The sequence below is a fragment of the Nocardioides sp. Leaf307 genome, assembly GCF_001423135.1.
Taxonomy (GTDB): domain Bacteria; phylum Actinomycetota; class Actinomycetes; order Propionibacteriales; family Nocardioidaceae; genus Nocardioides; species Nocardioides kribbensis.
The window spans coordinates 851,481-868,640 of record NZ_LMNY01000002.1 but is presented as its reverse complement, the minus strand read 5'-3'; the positions used below and the strand labels follow the sequence as shown (position 1 = coordinate 868,640).

Below are 17,160 nucleotides of genomic sequence, written 5' to 3'. Positions count from 1 at the left end.
CGCCCCGGCTCCCGGGGCGCCCAGAGCCGGCCGGCGCACAGCGTCGAGCCCCAGGTACGGCGTGACCAGGCGGACGAGCCCTCGGGGGCCCGACGCGGTCACCGACAGGAACGGTGAGACGTGACCACCTCCGACAAGCTCCTCCACATGCTGATCGCCGTCGTGCTGTTCTTCGGCGTGATGGCCCTGATCCTCCTGGCCACACAGCGGCTGCGCTCGCGCCGCGGCGAGCGCGTGCAGGCGGCCGCCTTCCTCGGCCCCTCCCTGCTCCTCGTCGCCGTGGGCCTGCTCTACCCCGCGGTGCTGACCGTCTGGCAGTCCTTCCACGGCCCCAACGGCGAGGAGTTCGTCGGGCTGGAGAACTACGTCACGGTCGTCACCGACAAGGAGCAGCTGACCGTGCTGCGCAACACCGCCCTGTGGGTGGTGCTGACCCCGCTGCTGGCCACCGGCATCGGCCTGGTCTACGCCGTCATCATCGACAAGTCGCGCTTCGAGAAGGTCGCCAAGGCGCTCATCTTCCTGCCGATGGCGATCTCGCTGGTGGGGGCCTCGATCATCTGGAAGTTCGTCTACGACTACCGCCAGACCTCCGCCGACCAGATCGGCCTGCTCAACCAGGTGCTCAAGAGCCTGGGCTTCGACACCTACCAGGTGCTGCTGACGGGCCCGTGGAACACGCTGTTCCTCATCGTCATCATGGTCTGGGTCCAGGCCGGCTTCGCCATGACGATCCTCTCGGCCTCGATCAAGGCCATCCCGGAGGACATCGTCGAGGCCGCGCGGCTCGACGGCGTCAACGGCCTCAAGCTCTTCCGCCACATCACCGTGCCGAGCATCCGGCCCTCGCTGATCGTCGTGCTGACGACCATCAGCATCGCCACGCTGAAGGTCTTCGACATCGTGCGCACCAGCACGGGCGGCAACTTCGACTCCAGCGTGCTGGCCTACGAGTTCTACCGCCAGTACTTCGTCGCGGGCAACGAAGGGCTGGCGACCGCGCTGGCCGTCGTCATCTTCATCCTCGTGACGCCCATCGTCATCTACAACATCGTTCAGATGCGCAAGCTGGAGGCCCGATGACCACCGCCACGCCCCTCGTCGGCACGCCCGGCACCCCCGGGACCGGGAGCGACCAGCCCGTGGTCCCGGCGTCGACCGCGGCCAAGCAGCAGCTCACCAACCGCTGGGCCTCGCTCGCAGCGGTCGTCATCGCCGCGCTGTGGACGGTGCCGACCTTCGGGCTCTTCATCTCCTCGCTGCGCCCCGAGGGCGAGGTCAAGGGCAGCGGCTGGTGGAACTTCTTCACCGACCCCAACGTCACCCTCGACAACTACAAGCAGGTCATCAACGGCGCCGACACCGACCTGGCGACCTACCTGGTCAACTCCGCGGTGATCACCATCCCGGCCGTGCTCATCCCCATCAGCCTGGCGACCCTGGCCGCCTACGCGTTCGCCTGGATGGACTTCAAGGGCCGCGACGCGCTCTTCGTGGCGATCTTCGCCCTCCAGATCGTGCCGATCCAGGTCACGCTGATCCCGCTGCTCTCGCTCTACGTCGAGCCGCCGTTCAACCTGATGCCGCTGGCCGGCCGCGACGCCCCCGGCGGGGGCTTCTACACGATCTGGCTCTCCCACGCGATCTTCGCGCTCCCGCTGGCGATCTTCCTGCTGCACAACTTCATGCGCGAGATCCCCGGCGAGCTCATCGAGTCGGCGCGCGTCGACGGCGCCGGGCACGTGCAGATCTTCACGCGCATCATGCTGCCCCTCATGGCCCCGGCCATCGCCGCCTTCGGCATCTTCCAGTTCCTCTGGGTGTGGAACGACCTGCTCGTGGCCCTCGTCTTCGGCGGCGGCAACCTCGACATCTCACCGCTCACCGTGCGCCTGGCCGCCCTGGCTGGTCAGCGCGGCGAGGACTGGCACCTGCTCTCGGCCGGGGCGTTCGTGTCGCTGATCGTGCCGCTCGTGGTGTTCCTGTCGCTGCAGCGCTACTTCGTGCGCGGGCTGCTGGCCGGCAGTGTCAAGGGGTGACCTCACCCCGCGCGACCTGAGCCAGCCACTGGTAGGAGGCCTTCGGGGTGCGGGTCTGGTCCGCCGGGTCGATGTGGACCAGGCCGAAGGTCTTGGTGTAGCCCTCGGCCCACTCGAAGTTGTCCAGCAGCGTCCACACGACGTAGGCGCGCACGTCGGCGCCGGCCGCGCGGGCGCGGTGGGTGGCGGCGAGGTGGCCGCGCAGGTAGTCGATGCGGTCGTCGTCCTGCACCACCCCGTCGACGCGCTCGGCGTCGGCGCAGGCGGCGCCGTTCTCGGTGACGAGGATCGGCAGCCCGGTGCGGCGGTGGGTCTCGACGAGCAGCTCCTCCAGCCCGTCGGCCACGACCTCCCAGCCGATGTCGGTGCGCGGCTCGCGCACGACCAGGTCGAAGTCGCCCACCCCCGGGTACGCCGCGCCCTCGGGGTGCGGCGGTCGGCCGGGCACGACCAGGTCGGGGCGGGTCGGGGTGTAGTAGTTGACCCCGAGCCAGTCGGCCGAGCCCTGCACGAGCTCCAGGTCGCCGGGCCGGACGAGCTCGGGGTCGGCGAGCTCCGGCGCCACGGCGAGCACGCTCTCGCCGTACTCCCCGTCGACGAGGGGGTCGAGCCACACCCGGTTGCGCAGCGCGTCGATGCGCTCGGCCAGCGGCTCGGCCTCGGGGCGCTCCGGCCACACCGGGGCGAGGTTGAGCACCGTGCCGACGTCGACGGCGTGCGCGGCGCGGATGCGCTCGGCGGCCAGGGCGTGGCTGAGGTTGAGGTGGTGCACGGCGCGGTGCGCGCCGCCGCCCTCGCGGCGACCCGGGGCGAAGACGCCCGCGGCGTGGCCGAGGTAGGCGGTGCACCACGGCTCGTTGTGGGTGGCCCAGACCCCGACACGGTCGGCCAGCCGGTCGGCGACGACCTCGGCGTAGTCAGCGAAGGCCTCGGCCGTGCTGCGCACCAGCCAGCCGCCCTCGTCCTCCAGGGCCTGCGGCAGGTCCCAGTGGTAGAGCGTCGCGGTCGGCACGATCCCGCGCTCCAGCAGCGCGTCGACGACGCGGTCGTAGTGGTTCAGCCCGCGGGTCTCCACGCGGCCGCGGCCCTCGGGCTGGATGCGGGGCCAGGCGATCGAGAAGCGGTACCACCGCACGCCCAGGCCGGCCACGAGGTCGGCGTCCTCGAGGTGGCGGTGGTAGGAGTCGCACGCGGTGGCGCCGCTGCTGGCGTCCTTGATCGTGCCGGGGCGCGCGGTGAAGGTGTCCCACACCGACGGGCCGCGGCCGTCGACGTCGACGGCGCCCTCGATCTGGTAGGCCGCCGTGGCGGTGCCCAGCTCGAGCACCGACCCGTCGGGCAGGCGGTGCGGGAGGCGGGCTGCGGTGTCTGCCGGGCGCGGGTCCACTGTGCTCATGGCCACACCGTACGGCCCGCCACCCCCGGACCGGCAGGACGGCGCCGATGACCGGCATCCACGACCTCGCCCGCGAGGTCGGTGTCTCGACCGCCACGGTCTCGCGCGCGCTGCGGGGGCTGCCGCGGGTCTCGGAGTCCACCCGCGAGCGGGTGCTCGAGGCCGCGGTGCGGCTGGGCTACGTGCCCTCCCCGCACGCGGTCGGCCTGGCCAGCGGGGGCCAGACCCGCTCGGTGGCGATCGTCGTGCCGTTCGTGACCCGGTGGTACTTCGCCGCGGTCGTGCACGGCGCCGAGCAGGTGCTGCGCGAGCAGGGCTACGACCTGCTGCTCTACAACCTCGCCGGCGACTCCGCGGCGCGGCACCGGGTGCTGCGGACCCAGGTGCTGACCAAGCGCGTCGACGCCGTGCTGGTGGTCGGGCTGGGTCCGACCGCCGAGGAGGTGGCGGCGATGCAGCGGCAGGGCAGCCCCGTCGTGACCCTGGGTGCACGGGTCGAGGAGTGGTCGAGCGTGAGGATCGACGACGTCGAGGCGTCGCGCACCGCGATGCGTCACCTGCTCGACCTGGGCCACCGCCGCATCGCCTTCGTCGGGGGTCTGGGCGAGGACGGCCTCGACTTCACCACGCCGACGGCGCGGCTGGAGGGCTACCGCTCCTCGCTGCGCGACGCCGGGCTCCCGCTCGACCCCGCGCTCGAGCTCGACGGTCGCTTCACCCTCGACGGCGGGGTCGACTGCGGTCGCGCCGTCGCGGCCCTGGGCCACCGTCCCACCGCGGTCTTCTGCGCCTCCGACGAGATGGCGATCGGGCTGATGAGCGCGCTGCGCGAGGCCGGGCTGCGCGTGCCCGAGGACGTCTCGGTGGTCGGTGTCGACGACCACGAGATGGCGCGGTTCTTCGACCTCACCACGGTGCGTCAGCCCGTGCACGAGCAGGGCCGCATCGCCGCCCAGCAGATCCTGCGGTCGCTGGGGGCCGCCGACGGGCCGGGCGAGGTCGTGCCCGAGCACGTCGAGCTCGCCACCGAGCTGGTCGTGCGCGCCACCACCGCCGCGGTGTGAGCGGCCGGGCGGCCCTCAGAGCCGGCGGATCACCTTGGCCGGGTTGCCCACGGCCACGACGTCGGCGGGCAGGTCGCGGGTGACCACGGAGCCGGCGCCGACCACGGTGTTGGCGCCGATGGTGACGCCGGGGCACACGATCGTGCCGCCGCCGAGCCAGACGTTGTCGCCGATGGTGATGGGTCGCGCCCCCTCCCACTTGGCGCGCCGCGGCTCGGCCTCGACGGGGTGGGTGGGGGTGAGCAGCTGGACGTTGGGTCCGATCTGCACGTCGTCGCCGATGACCACCTCGGCGACGTCGAGGCAGACGAGGCCGAAGTTGACGAAGGTGCGGGCGCCGATGCGGGTGCGGTAGCCGTAGTCGACGTGGAGCGGGGGGCGGATCTCGGTCTCCGCGCCGATCGCGCCGAGGAGCTCGACCAGCAGGGCGCGACGCTCCCGCGCCTCCGAGGGCGGCAGGTGGTTGATGCGGTGGGCGAGGTCGCGCGCGGCGAGGCTCTCGCGCTCCAGGTCGGGGTCGTCGGCGATGTAGGGGTCGCCGGCGAGCATCCGCTCGCGCATCGAGCGGTTGTCGGGGAAGGACGGGTCGGGCAGGGCGTCAGGCATGCGCCGATGCTTCCACGCCGTCGGTCAGCGCAGCGAGTAGGTGGCCATCGAGACCGCGACGTAGTGGCTGGCGAAGGCCAGGATCGTGAAGGTGTGGAAGACCTCGTGGAAGCCGAACCAGCGCGGCGAGGGGTTGGGCCGCTTGAAGCCGTAGACCGCGCCGCCGAGGGTGTAGAGCACCCCGCCGGCGGCCACGAGGACCAGCACACCGATGGCCATCGACGTGCCGAGCTGCTCGGTGGCGCCCTCGATGAACCCGGGGATGAAGAACACCGCGGCCCAGCCCATCGCGATGTAGATCGGGGTGTAGAGCCAGCGCGGCGCGTCGGTCCACAGCACCCGGAAGCCGACGCCGAGCAGGGCGGTGGACCAGATGGTCGTCAGCAGCACGACCTGTTGCGAGCCGTCGAGCAGGATCAGCGTCAGCGGGGTGTAGGAGCCCGCGATGAGGATGAAGATGTTGGAGTGGTCGAAGCGGCGCAGGAAGCCCCAGACGGCCGGCGACCAGGTGCCGGTGTGGTAGATCGCCGAGACGGTGAACAGCAGCAGCGCGGAGCCGGTGAAGACGGCCGAGCCGATCTTCGTGGTCTCCGTCGGCGACAGCACGACCAGCACGATGCCCGCGGCCAGGGTCAGCGGGGCCGTGCCGAGGTGCAGCCACCCGCGCAGCTTCGGCTTGATGTCGGCGAGGGTCTCGCTGATGGTCTCCTGCACCGAGTCGACCCTCGAGCGCACCGCCTGGGGGATGTGCTGGTCCATGGCCCGACAGTACCGGCCGGCACGTCGACCCGCCGAAGCCAGGACGCCTGGTCGGCGAGGCGGTGACCACCGCCCCGACGGCGCTAACCTTGTCCGGTGGCGGACTGGAAGCGCGGGCTCAGGAGCGTGCTCTACCCGGCCTACGAGGCGCGGGTGCTGCGGCGCATGCCCGCCAACCTGCCCCAGCACGTCGGGGTGATGCTCGACGGCAACCGTCGGTGGGCCCGCGCCGTGGGTCGCGACACCGCCCACGGCCACCGCGCCGGGGCCGCCAACATCGAGCCGCTGCTCGGCTGGTGCGACGAGGTCGGCATCGGCGTCGTCACCTTGTGGCTGCTCTCCACCGACAACCTCAACCGGCCGCCCGACGAGCTCGAGCCGCTGCTGGAGATCATCGAGGAGGCCGTGGCCTCCCTGGCCGACCAGCAGCGCTGGCGGCTGCACCCGGTGGGCGCGCTCGACCTGCTGCCGGCGGCCACCGCGGAGCGGCTCAAGGCGGCGCAGGAGGCCACGCGCGAGGTCGACGGCATGCTGGTCAACGTCGCCGTGGGCTACGGCGGACGGCGCGAGATCGCCGACGCCGTGCGCTCGCTGCTGCTCGAGCACGCCGAGCGCGGGACCTCGCTGGAGGAGCTCGCGGCCCAGCTGGAGGTCGACCACATCTCCGCCCATCTCTACACCAAGGGCCAGCCCGACCCCGACCTCGTCATCCGCACGAGCGGCGAGCAGCGGCTCGGCGGCTTCCTGCTGTGGCAGAGCGCGAAGTCGGAGTTCTACTTCTGCGAGGCCTACTGGCCCGACTTCCGCCGCGTCGACTTCCTGCGCGCGATCCGCGCCTACGCCCTGCGCGACCGCCGCCACGGCTCCTGAGGCCGACCTGCCCGACGCCCGCCCGGCGGCGACGGCGGGGCGCCTGCGCGTCCGCCTGTCCCGGCTCGGTGACGTTCACGAGCGCGTCACGGCGTGTTGCCTCGAAACCGGTCGGCGGGGGGCTACTTTCGCAAGCATCGGCGGGTGGGGAAGCCCGCCGTACCAGGAGGCCCGATCGTGCTCACCCACGACTGCACCACGCACGGCTCGTCGCCGTGCGCGGACGGAGGCGGGCACTCCCGCCTGCGGGTTCCTTCCCGGTCCATCCGTGTGAAGTAGGACCGCGGCGAGGAGTGCGCGCGGCGGTCCGTGAGGGGTGTCCCGTGCCGTCTCAGGCCCAGCAGTCGCAGCAGTCCCCCGGATCCACCCGCACCCGCCGCAAGGCCCCCGCCCGCGCCGCGGCGCCGGCGGTGCGCACCTACGTGCTCGACACCAGCGTCCTGCTGGCCGACCCCGGCGCCCTCAAGCGCTTCGCCGAGCACGAGGTGGTGCTCCCCGTCGTGGTCATCACCGAGCTCGAGGGCAAGCGTCACCACCCCGAGCTGGGCTACTTCGCCCGCACCGCCCTGCGCACGCTCGACGAGCTGCGCATCCTCCACGGCCGCCTCGACGAGCCGGTGCCGGTGGGGGAGGAGGGCGGCACCCTGCGCGTCGAGCTCAACCACACCGACGCCAGCTCGCTGCCCTCGGGCTTCCGCCTCGGCGACAACGACACCCGCATCCTCGCCGTCGCCCACAACCTCTCCACCGAGGGCCTCGCGGTCACCCTGGTCTCCAAGGACCTGCCGCTGCGGATCAAGGCCTCGGCGGTCGGGCTCGACGCGCAGGAGTACCGCGCGGAGGCGATCAGCGACTCCGACACCGGCTACTCCGGCATGGCCGAGCTGGAGGTCGCGGCCAGCGACCTCGACGAGCTCTACGACGACGGCGTCGTCGACCTCGACGCCGCCCGCGACCTGCCGTGCCACCAGGGTCTCGTGCTGCTCTCCGACCGCGGCTCCGCGCTCGGCCGCGTCGGACCCGACAAGCAGGTCCACCTCGTGCGCGGCGACCGGGAGGCGTTCGGCGTCCACGGCCGGTCGGCGGAGCAGCGGATCGCGCTGGAGATGCTCCTCGACCCCGAGGTGGGCATCGTGTCGCTCGGCGGCCGCGCCGGCACCGGCAAGTCGGCCATGGCGCTGTGCGCGGGGCTGGAGGCGGTGCTCGAGCGCGGCCAGCACAAGAAGGTCGTGGTCTTCCGCCCGCTCTTCGCCGTGGGGGGCCAGGAGCTCGGCTACCTGCCCGGGTCGGAGTCGGAGAAGATGTCGCCCTGGGGCCAGGCGGTCTTCGACACCCTCGGCGCGATGACCTCGCGCGACGTCATCGACGAGATCCTCGACCGCGGCATGCTCGAGGTGCTCCCGCTGACCCACATCCGCGGCCGTTCGCTGCACGACGCCTTCGTCATCGTCGACGAGGCGCAGTCGCTGGAGCGCAACGTGCTGCTCACGGTGCTCTCCCGCATCGGGGCCAACTCCAAGGTCGTCCTCACCCACGACGTCGCGCAGCGCGACAACCTGCGGGTCGGGCGCCACGACGGGGTCGTGGCGGTGATCGAGAAGCTCAAGGGCCACCCGCTCTTCGCCCACGTCACGCTGACGCGCTCCGAGCGCTCGCCCATCGCCGCACTGGTCACCGAGATGCTGGAGAACGTCACGCTCTGACGGCTCCAGGTCCTCGCCCCTCACCGGCCCCGCCCACCCCGGGCGGGGCCGGTGTGGCGTCGGAGGTCTGCTGTGACGCATGTGACGAGACCCGCGCCACCTTTGTCCACCACCGTGGCGGTTCGGTTTGCGTGCCCCTGGATGGTCATGCAAGGTGGACGGCGTTCGTCACTCGTGATCCACCGGGGCAGACCGCCCGATCGCGTGACCAGAGCATCGGCCCGTGTCGTCTACCCGTGAGTCCATCGCCTTGTCGAAGCACGTGAAGTACGTCCCGAAGCACCGCTCGGCTCCCGCGCCCTCGCGCGTGGCCCAGGTGCCCCGCCAGGCCCTGCGCAGCACCGTGGTCCTCTCCTCGTTGGCCGTCGCGGCCACCGGCGTGAGCGTCGCCGGCGGCGTGGTCGGGTCCGACCCGGCCGTGAGCGCCGCCGACTCCGTGAGCGCCGACGCCGCCTCGCCGGTCGCGGCGGCGGTCGACCCCGACGACGCGACCGCCGGCGTCGAGCTGGTCACCGGCAGCGCCGTGCTCGAGGAGCGCCAGCCCTCCGTGTCGCGCTCCGCCGACCGCCGCGTCGCCAGCGACCCGGCCAAGGTCGCTGCGCTCTCGGCCGACGAGGGCCCGGCGCTGACCCGCACCGAGGACATCGCCGACCTCGACCCGCGCTCGATCGCGCAGTCGCTGATGGGCGAGTTCGGCTTCTCCTCCGACCAGTTCGGCTGCCTCGACTCGCTGTGGACCCGCGAGTCGAACTGGACCGTGAACGCCGACAACCCGACCTCCTCGGCCTACGGCATCCCGCAGGCGCTGCCCGGCGAGAAGATGGCCTCCGCCGGCGCCGACTGGGCCACCAACCCCGCCACGCAGATCCGGTGGGGGCTGGGCTACATCCAGGACCGCTACGGCAGCCCCTGCGGCGCCTGGGCCCACAGCGAGAGCGTCGGCTGGTACTGACCGGCGCGTCGACCGCCACCGGTCGACGTCAGGACCGCGGTGCGCTCACGCGTCGTGGAAGAGCTGCACGCCTCGGGCGACGGCCGCGGTCAGCACGCTGTAGCCGCCGAGGACCCCGAGCACCCACCCGGCCGCGGTGAGGACGGGCTCGCCCCCGACGGCGTCGACGAGCAGCGCGCCGAGCACGAGGGCGATCACGCCCAGCACGAGGTAGCCCAGGCCGAGCGACGTGCGGTAGCGGGGGCGGGGCTGCGTCTGGGTCTCCACGCCCGCAGTGTGGCCGACCCACGGCGTCGCGCCGCGCAGCCGCGCCCGGCTGCGACGAGGTGGTGCGGCGTTGCGCTCAGCGGCCTTGTGGACGCCGTGCGGGCGGTCGGAGGATCGCAGCAGCGCCGGGTCGCCGACCTGGCCCTGCCCGAGAGGACACACCGTGGTCGACGCTGACACCACCGACGCCACCACCACCGGCCCCCCTGCGGCCATTGCGCAGGCCCTCGCCGACGCCGACCGCGACCTGGGCCGGCTCGACGCCGCTCTGGCCGAGCTCACCGACGGCGACCTGCACCGCGCCCACCGCGACGGTGGCTGGACGGTGGCCCAGGTCGTCTCGCACATCAACATGTGCGCGATCCTGTGGCTCGGCGACATGCGACGCCTCGAGGCCGACCCCGAGCTCGACTTCTTCTTCCGCGAGGAGGTCGGTCACGACCTCACGGGCTACCCGCCGCCCACCATCGACCTCGCCCGTGGGCAGCTCGCCCGCACCCGGCGCACCCTGGCCACCGCCGGTGCGGTGGTGCCGGCCGAGCTGCTCGCTCGCACCGTCACCATCCCCGACCTCGGCACGATGACGGTCGAGGAGTGGACGCCGCTCATCGTGGGCCACGCCTCCGGCCACACCGAGCAGGCCTTCGAGATCATGCGCGACCGCGGCTTCGCGCCCGAGGGCGTCTGATGCGCGCCGCGGTGCTGACGGGCCTGGAGACCGTCGAGCTGCAGGAGCGCCCCGAGCCCGAGGCCCGCCCCGGGTGGGTCGTGCTCACGATCGAGGCGGCGTCGCTGTGCGGCACCGACGTCCACCAGTACGACGGGCGCATCGACACCCCCTTCCCCCGGGTCCCGGGCCACGACTTCTCCGGCCGGGTGCTCAGCGTGGGCGAGGGCGTCGACGAGTCGTGGGTGGGTCGGGCCGTCGCGGTGAAGCCGTCGCTGCCGTGCGGCGACTGCCCCGAGTGCCACACCGACAAGCCCTTCGACTGCAAGAAGAAGAAGCTCATCGGCCTGTGGTCCGACGGCTGCCTCACCGAGCGGATCGCCGTGCCCGTGGTGAACCTCATCCCGCGTCCCGACGGCGTCGAGGCCTGGCAGGCCGCGCTCCTGGAGCCGCTGGCCGTCGGTCTCAACACCGTCGACCGGCTCCGGATCGTGCTGGGCGAGAGCGTGGTCGTGCTCGGGCAGGGCCCGATCGGGCTCGCGCTGACCCGCCTCTGCGCGCTCTCGGGCGCAGGCCGCCTGATCGTCACCGACGCCCGGGAGGCGCCCTTCGCGGTGTCGCGGGCCTACGGCGCGAGCGACTGCATCGACGTCACCCGGACCGACGCGACCCAGGCGATCCTCGACCTCACCGACGGCGCGGGCGCCGACATCGTCATCGAGACCAGCGGCTTCCCGGCGTCGTCGGCGATGGTGCTCGACGCGGTGCGCAAGGAGGGCAAGGTGGCGCACATCGGCTGGGCCAACGACCTGCCCCCGCTGCCGGTGATCCCGATCATGGCCAAGACCCTCACGGTCTACGGCGTGGGCGGCAACGGCGGGCGCGGGCAGTACGAGCGCAGCCTCGAGCTGGTGCGCTCCGGGCGCATCGACCTCGACCCCGTGGTGACGCACCGCTTCGGCCTCGACCAGATCGAAGAGGCCTTCGCGACCGCGGCCTCGAAGAGCGACGGCGCGATCAAGGTCGTCGTCACGCCCTGACCCGCCCCGACCCGCCCTGCTGTCGCCAGCGCGACGGCCGCGCCGCCCCGAGACCCCTCGGGGCGGCGCGGCCGTGGGTGCGGGGCTCAGCCCGCGGCGCGCTTGTAGGGGTCGGGCGGGAACCAGCCACGGTCGACCACGGCCTGAGACCACCCCGAGAGCCGCTCCAGGAGACCGTCGAGCTCCTCGCCCAGCGCCTCGACGACCCGCTGCTCCCCGCGGTCGGTGGCCTCCTCGACCTCCTCGCGCAGCGCGCGGCCGGCCTCGGTCAGGCGCCCGTCGGCCACCAGGCCGCGCGCGGTGAGCGAGGCGGTCGCCGCCTCCATCTGCTCCGGGGACCACCCGCGGCTCGCGGTGTAGGCCAGCGGCTCCCAGCCCACCCACAGCTCGGTCAGCACGTTGGCCTCCACGCCGTCGAGGCCGGCGCCGGCGAGCGCCGCCAGGTGCCCGTCGCCGCGGTGCTCGCGCAGCAGGTTGCAGCCGTGCCACAGCCGGGCCAGGCGGTCCTCGGGCCAGCCGGCCCCGAGCAGCCCGGCGAACATCGGACGCCCCGGCAGCGGCGCGGCCGCGACCGCCCGCTCCAGCAGCGCCAGGACCTCGTCGAGACCGTCGGGGTCCTCACCCAGCACGGCCGCCAGGGCCGCCGAGGACCCCGCGGCGCGGGCGGCGCGCATCTGCGCCAGCGGCAGCGCGGCGCGCCCGGCGTCGTAGAGCCCGCTCACCAGGCCGGGCTCGAAGACCCCGAAGGACGAGACCGCGACCATGGCCTCGGGCTCGCCCAGGCTGCTGGAGCGGCCCCACACGTAGCCGAGCAGGAAGTCGAGGCCGTGCGCGGCGTAGGCGTCGTAGGCCGGCTCGCTCCAGTAGCAGACCGCGGCCAGCGGCTCGATGGTGTCGCGCAGGCGGCGGGCGGGGGTGCTCCACCCGACGTCGTGGGTGGTGCCCTCGCGGGGCGTGAAGAAGGCGGCTCGGGCCTCGGCGTAGTCCATGACGTGATGATGGCCACAGCAGGGGCCGCTCGGCCATGGCTGGGGGCCAGGTGTGCACGGATCGGTCAGGTGGGTGCGCAGGCCGGATAGTGACCCCGCGGGGGCCCGACCAGACTGCGGGAGGACGCACCGTCCGGCGGTGCGTCCTGCCGTCCCGACCACGCGGCCGCGAGGCCGCTCTGAAGAAGGAGCCCGCGTGACCGGCGCCCCCCGCACCCCCGTCGAGCTGGTCGAGGTCGGCCCGCGCGACGGCCTGCAGAACGAGGACCGCGCGCTCCCCGTCGAGACCCGGGTGGCCCTGGTCGAGCGGCTGCTCGACCTCGGGCTGCGGCGACTGGAGGTCGCGAGCTTCGTGCGCCCCGACCGGGTGCCGCAGATGGCCGGGGCCGAGGAGCTCCTCGCCGCCCTGCCCGACCGCAGCGACGCGACGTACGTCGGGCTGGTGCTGAACCGCCGTGGGGCCGAGCGCGCGGTGCTCACCGGCTGTCACGAGCTCAACATGGTGGTGCCGGTGACCGACACCTTCGCCGTGCGCAACCAGGGCGCCGACACCGCGGCCCTGCTCGAGCAGGCCCGCGACGTCGTGAGGATCGGCCACGAGGCGGGCCGCACGGTCTCGGTCACCCTCGCCGTGGCCTTCGGGTGCCCCTTCGAGGGCGACGTGCCCGCCGCGCGCTGGCGCGACGTCGTCGACCGTGCCCTCGACCTGGGCGCCGACGAGCTGGCGCTGGCCGACACGGTCGGCGTCGGCGTGCCCACGCAGGTCGAGGAGCTGGGCTCCCACGTGGCGCAGGACGCGCGCGCCGCCGGGCTGCGCTTCCACTTCCACAACACCCGCAACACCGGCTACGCCAACGCCTGGGCGGCCACCGGGCTGGCGCTGCGCGAGGGCGCGCGCGTGGCCCTCGACGCCTCGATCGGCGGCTTCGGCGGCTGCCCGTTCGCGCCCGCCGCCACCGGCAACATCGCCACCGAGGACCTGGCCTGGCTGCTGCGGCGAGGCGGGGTCGACGTCGCGGGGCCGGCCCGGCTCGACCAGCCGGCCGCCGCCGAGGTGGCGCGGTGGCTCTCGCAGCGGCTCGACAGCCCCGTGCAGGGCCTGCTCGTGCCCGCCGGCGACTTCGGCGGCCCGGCATGAGCGCCGCCGGACCGGACCGCGAACGGCCCCTGGCCGGCCTGCGGGTCGTGGAGCTGGGCAACTTCATCGCCGCGCCGACGGCGGGACGGCTGCTGGCCGACTTCGGCGCCGAGGTGGTCAAGATCGAGCGCCCGCGCACCGGCGACGAGCTGCGCAACTGGCGCCTCTACGCCGGCGACACCTCGATGCTCTACCGCACCATCAACCGCGGGAAGCTCTCCGTCGAGCTCGACCTGCGCACGCAGGAGGGGCGCGACACCGTGCTCGACCTCGTCGCCCGCTCCGACGCCCTGGTGGAGAACTTCCGCCCCGGCACCCTCGACCGGTGGGGCCTGGACGCCGCGACGCTGGAGCGCGTCAACCCCGAGCTCGTGGTGGCCCGTGTCTCCGCCTTCGGCCAGACCGGGCCGCTGTCGGCGCGGCCGGGCTTCGCGGCGGTCGCCGAGGCCTTCGGCGGCATGCGCGAGCTGGTCGGGGAGGCCGACCGTCCGCCGGCACGGGTCGGGGTCTCGATCGGCGACTCCATCGCCGGCCTCTACGCCGCCTTCGGCGTCGTGATGTCGCTCTTCGACCGCGAGCAGCGCCGCCGGCTGGCAGCGCCCCCGGTGGGCCCTGCCGCGCGCCACATCGACGTCGCCCTGCACGAGGCGGTGTTCTCGATGATGGAGTCGCTGGTGCCCGACTACAGCGCCCACGACGTGCTCCGCGAGCGCACGGGCGGCCGCATGGAGGGCATCGCCCCCTCCAACGCCTACCGGTGCGCCGACGGCCAGTCGGTGGTCGTGGCCGGCAACGCCGACGGCATCTTCGGGCGCTACATGCGCGCCATCGGCCGTCCCGACCTCGCCGAGGACCCCGGGCTCGCGCGCAACGCCCAGCGCTGGGAGCGCCGCGAGGAGCTCGACGGGGCCATCGAGGCGTGGACCGGCACCCTCGACCGCGCCGAGGTCCTCGCGCGCCTCGAGGAGGCGGGCGTGCCGGCCGGGCCGATCTACCAGGCCGACGACATCGTGGCCGACGAGCAGTACCTCGCCCGCGACATGGTGCAGTGGCGCCCGGTCGACGTCGGCGGCACCACCCGCGAGGTCGCCTTCCCGGGGATCGTGCCCGTGCTCGGCGAGCGCTCCCTGCCGCTGGGCGAGGTCGGGCCCGACCTCGGCGAGCACACCCACCAGGTCGTGGCGGGTCTGCTCGGGCGACCCTGCCCGTGCCGCGCGTGCACCGCCGAGGCAGAGTGCGACCAGCCCGACCCCGCCACCGGATCCCAGGAGACAGCGTGACCAGCACCCCCGAGCAGGCCACCGACCGCGGCGACGTCCCGAGCGGCCCCGACGGCCCCGAGGCCACCCGCGGCGTCGACGTCGAGACCCTGCGGCAGGTCTCCCAGCGTGTGCTGTGGCTGGCCAGCGCCATCGTCGACGCGGCCAACCGCGGTCGTCCCAACGACACCGGGGTGAAGGTGGGCGGCCACCAGTCGTCGTCGGCCTCGATGGTCGACATCATGGTGGCGCTGTGGTTCCACGGTCTCGACCACCGCGACCGGGTCTCGGTCAAGCCCCACGCCTCGCCGGTGCTCCACGCGGTCAACCACCTCCTCGGGGACCTCGACGCCTCCTACCTGCCGACCCTGCGCGAGCGCGGCGGCCTCCAGGCCTACCCGTCGCGCTCCAAGGACCCCGACACCGTCGACTTCTCCACCGGGTCGGTCGGCATCGGGGCCACCGCCACGCTGTGGGCGGCGATGGCCCACCGCTACGTGCGCTCGCAGTTCCCCGGCTCCACCCCCGAGGCGGGCCGATTCATCAGCCTGCTCGGCGACGCCGAGCTCGACGAGGGTGCGATCTGGGAGGCCGTGGCCGACCCCCAGGTCGCCAGCCTGGGGGAGCTGCTGTGGGTGGTCGACCTCAACCGGCAGTCGCTGGACCGGGTCGTGCCCGACATCCAGATCCAGCGGCTCGCGGCGATGTTCGAGGCGGCCGGCTGGCAGGTGGTGACCCTCAAGTGGGGCCGCCGCATCGGCGAGCTCTTCGCGCGCCCCGGCGGCGAGGCGCTGCGCCGGCGCATGGAGTCGATGCCCAACGAGGAGTACCAGCGGCTGCTGCGCGCCGACTCCTCCGAGCTGGCCGCGCGCGTGCTGGGCGACCAGGGCGACCAGGGCGACCCCGCGCTGCGCGACCTGCTCGCCGCGGTGCCCGCGGCCGAGCTGTCGGCGGCGGTGCGCGACCTGGGCGGCCACGACCTCGGCCTGCTCGTCGACACCTTCGCCGCGGTCGACGACCACCGGCCCACCGTGGTCTTCGCCTACACCGTCAAGGGGCGCGGCCTGCCCACCGAGGGCCACCCCAACAACCACTCCGTGCTGCTCAACGCCACCCAGATGCAGGCCCTCGCGGAGGCCTCCGGCACGTCCCTGGACGACCCGTGGGTCGGCTTCGCCCCCGACTCGCCCGCCGGTCGCCTCGCGGCCCGCCGCGCGGCCGACCTGGCCCGGCCGCCGGTCTCCGAGGTGGGCCGGCTCAGCGTGCCCGCCGAGCTCGGCCACGAGCACCGCAAGCCCGTGTCGACGCAGGCCGCCCTCGGCCGGCTGCTGGCCGACCTGGTGCGCGACGCACCCGAGACCGCTGCCCGGGTCGTCACCTGCAGCCCCGACGTCGCCTCGTCGACCAACCTCGGCGGCTGGATCAACAAGACCGGCGTGTGGTCGGTGGCCGAGCGGCGCGACTGGTTCGCCGACGACGCCGAGCGGCTGCTGCGCTGGTCGGAGTCGCAGAGCGGCCAGCACATCGAGCTGGGCATCGCGGAGGTCAACACCGTCGGCCTGCTCGGCGAGCTCGGCGCCACCTGGTCGCGCTGGGGGGAGCGGCTGATCCCGATCGGCACCTTCTACGACCCCTTCGTGGGGCGTGCGCTCGAGCCGTGGTCCTTCGGCCTCTACGCCGGCGGCCAGTCGATCCTCGTCGGCACCCCGTCGGGGGTCACGCTGGCGCCCGAGGGCGGCGCCCACCAGTCGGTGTCGACGCCCTCGATCGGCCTCGAGCAGCCGGGCTGCGTGGCCTGGGAGCCGGCCTTCGCCCACGACCTGGAGTGGTGCGTGCTGCGCGCCATGGACCAGGTCGGGCGCCCCGACGGCACCTCGGCCTACCTCCGCCTCTCGACCCGACCGGTCGACCCGGCGCTGGCGCGGGTGCCGGAGGACCCGGAGGGGCGCGAGCGGCGTCGCCGCCAGGCCGTCGCCGGCGGCTACCGCATCACCGACCACGACCCCGCGACGGAGCAGGTCACCCTGGTGGGAGTGGGCGCGGTCATGCCCGAGGTGCTCGCCGCGGCGACGCGGCTGGGCGAGCGCGGGATCGTGGCGGGCGTGGTCTGTCTGACCAGCCCCGACCTGGTCTGGCGCTCCTTCCAGCAGCGTGGCGACCGCGAGGGCGGCACCGGCTCGGGCGTGCTCGACCTGCTGCTGCCGCCGGGTCACCCCGCCCCGCTGGTCACGGTGCTCGACGGCCACCCCCACACCCTGGCCTTCCTCGCCGGTGCGCGCGGCGACCGGATGCGCTGCCTCGGGGTCTCGCAGTTCGGGCAGTCCACGAGCCTGCCCGACGCCTACGCCCTGCACGGGATCGACGTCACGAGCATCGCCTCGGCGGCCCTCGACCTGCTGGGCCGCTGAGGG

At 73.8% G+C, this 17,160-nt stretch carries 16 protein-coding genes; 11 read left to right on the top strand and 5 right to left on the bottom strand.

The genetic code is table 11. The annotated features are described in order from the left end of the window. The first annotated feature begins 120 nt into the window (after positions 1-120). The gene (locus ASF50_RS13235) at positions 121-1,083 is read left to right on the top strand and encodes a carbohydrate ABC transporter permease (RefSeq protein ID WP_082499881.1); all 963 of its coding nucleotides are present in this window, start codon (positions 121-123) and stop codon (positions 1,081-1,083) included. After that, positions 1,080-2,039: a carbohydrate ABC transporter permease gene (locus ASF50_RS13230; protein ID WP_056862187.1), complete on the top strand. Its 960-nt coding sequence runs from the start codon at positions 1,080-1,082 to the stop codon at positions 2,037-2,039. The genes ASF50_RS13235 and ASF50_RS13230 overlap by 4 nt, the downstream gene beginning before the upstream one ends. Here ASF50_RS13230 and ASF50_RS13225 read toward each other — a convergent pair. Further along, positions 2,029-3,435 (bottom strand): GH1 family beta-glucosidase, encoded by a 1,407-nt coding sequence (locus ASF50_RS13225; protein WP_056904736.1) that lies wholly within the window; start codon positions 3,433-3,435, stop codon positions 2,029-2,031. The genes ASF50_RS13230 and ASF50_RS13225 overlap by 11 nt on opposite strands. 47 nt (positions 3,436-3,482) lie before the next feature. Between ASF50_RS13225 and ASF50_RS13220 the strand changes: the two genes are divergently transcribed. Next, on the top strand, positions 3,483-4,499 hold the full coding sequence (locus tag ASF50_RS13220; protein WP_056862189.1) for a LacI family DNA-binding transcriptional regulator: 1,017 nt from the start codon (positions 3,483-3,485) through the stop codon (positions 4,497-4,499). A 15-nt stretch (positions 4,500-4,514) separates the two neighbouring features. Here the strand turns inward: ASF50_RS13220 and ASF50_RS13215 are convergent, their stop codons facing one another. After that, the gene (locus ASF50_RS13215; RefSeq protein WP_056862190.1) at positions 4,515-5,105 is read right to left on the bottom strand and encodes a sugar O-acetyltransferase; all 591 of its coding nucleotides are present in this window, start codon (positions 5,103-5,105) and stop codon (positions 4,515-4,517) included. A 24-nt stretch (positions 5,106-5,129) separates the two neighbouring features. Beyond that, positions 5,130-5,864, bottom strand: a complete 735-nt coding sequence (trhA, locus tag ASF50_RS13210) for a PAQR family membrane homeostasis protein TrhA (RefSeq protein ID WP_056904735.1) — start codon at positions 5,862-5,864, stop codon at positions 5,130-5,132. A gap of 96 nt (positions 5,865-5,960) precedes the next feature. Here trhA and ASF50_RS13205 point away from each other — a divergent pair, with 96 nt between their 5' ends. The 3 genes from ASF50_RS13205 (at position 5,961) to ASF50_RS13195 (ending at position 9,389) form a co-directional block, all read left to right on the top strand. Continuing rightward, complete coding sequence (locus tag ASF50_RS13205; RefSeq protein ID WP_056862192.1) at positions 5,961-6,734, top strand: isoprenyl transferase; 774 nt, start codon at positions 5,961-5,963, stop codon at positions 6,732-6,734. Positions 6,735-7,057: 323 nt separating this feature from the next. Beyond that, a complete protein-coding gene (locus ASF50_RS13200) occupies positions 7,058-8,437 on the top strand; it encodes a PhoH family protein (RefSeq protein ID WP_056862193.1) in 1,380 nt (459 codons plus the stop codon). Positions 8,438-8,660: 223 nt separating this feature from the next. Then, positions 8,661-9,389: a lytic transglycosylase domain-containing protein gene (locus ASF50_RS13195; protein ID WP_235557665.1), complete on the top strand. Its 729-nt coding sequence runs from the start codon at positions 8,661-8,663 to the stop codon at positions 9,387-9,389. A gap of 45 nt (positions 9,390-9,434) precedes the next feature. Here ASF50_RS13195 and ASF50_RS19705 read toward each other — a convergent pair whose 3' ends face one another. Next, positions 9,435-9,656 carry a hypothetical protein gene (locus ASF50_RS19705; protein ID WP_082503167.1) on the bottom strand — a complete coding sequence of 74 codons (222 nt, stop codon included), beginning with the start codon at positions 9,654-9,656 and terminating at the stop codon, positions 9,435-9,437. A 163-nt stretch (positions 9,657-9,819) separates the two neighbouring features. Between ASF50_RS19705 and ASF50_RS13185 the strand changes: the two genes are divergently transcribed. Further along, positions 9,820-10,344, top strand: a complete 525-nt coding sequence (locus ASF50_RS13185) for a DinB family protein (RefSeq protein ID WP_056862196.1) — start codon at positions 9,820-9,822, stop codon at positions 10,342-10,344. After that, entirely contained in the window at positions 10,344-11,363 is a 1,020-nt protein-coding gene (locus tag ASF50_RS13180) for a zinc-dependent alcohol dehydrogenase (protein ID WP_056904732.1), read from the top strand. The genes ASF50_RS13185 and ASF50_RS13180 overlap by 1 nt, the downstream gene beginning before the upstream one ends. Before the next feature lie 86 nt (positions 11,364-11,449). Here ASF50_RS13180 and ASF50_RS13175 read toward each other — a convergent pair whose 3' ends face one another. Then, positions 11,450-12,352, bottom strand: coding sequence for an SCO6745 family protein (locus ASF50_RS13175; protein ID WP_056904731.1), 903 nt, complete (start codon positions 12,350-12,352; stop codon positions 11,450-11,452). Between the two features lie 196 nt (positions 12,353-12,548). Between ASF50_RS13175 and ASF50_RS13170 the strand changes: the two genes are divergently transcribed. From ASF50_RS13170 to ASF50_RS13160, 3 genes are read left to right on the top strand one after another with little or no spacing between them, the layout of a single operon-like run. Continuing rightward, entirely contained in the window at positions 12,549-13,490 is a 942-nt protein-coding gene (locus ASF50_RS13170) for a hydroxymethylglutaryl-CoA lyase (protein ID WP_056862199.1), read from the top strand. Further along, positions 13,487-14,770 (top strand): CaiB/BaiF CoA transferase family protein, encoded by a 1,284-nt coding sequence (locus ASF50_RS13165; protein WP_082503166.1) that lies wholly within the window; start codon positions 13,487-13,489, stop codon positions 14,768-14,770. The genes ASF50_RS13170 and ASF50_RS13165 overlap by 4 nt, the downstream gene beginning before the upstream one ends. Beyond that, entirely contained in the window at positions 14,767-17,157 is a 2,391-nt protein-coding gene (locus tag ASF50_RS13160; protein WP_082503165.1) for a transketolase-like TK C-terminal-containing protein, read from the top strand. Before ASF50_RS13165 ends, ASF50_RS13160 begins: the two co-directional genes overlap by 4 nt. Positions 17,158-17,160: the final 3 nt, after the last annotated feature.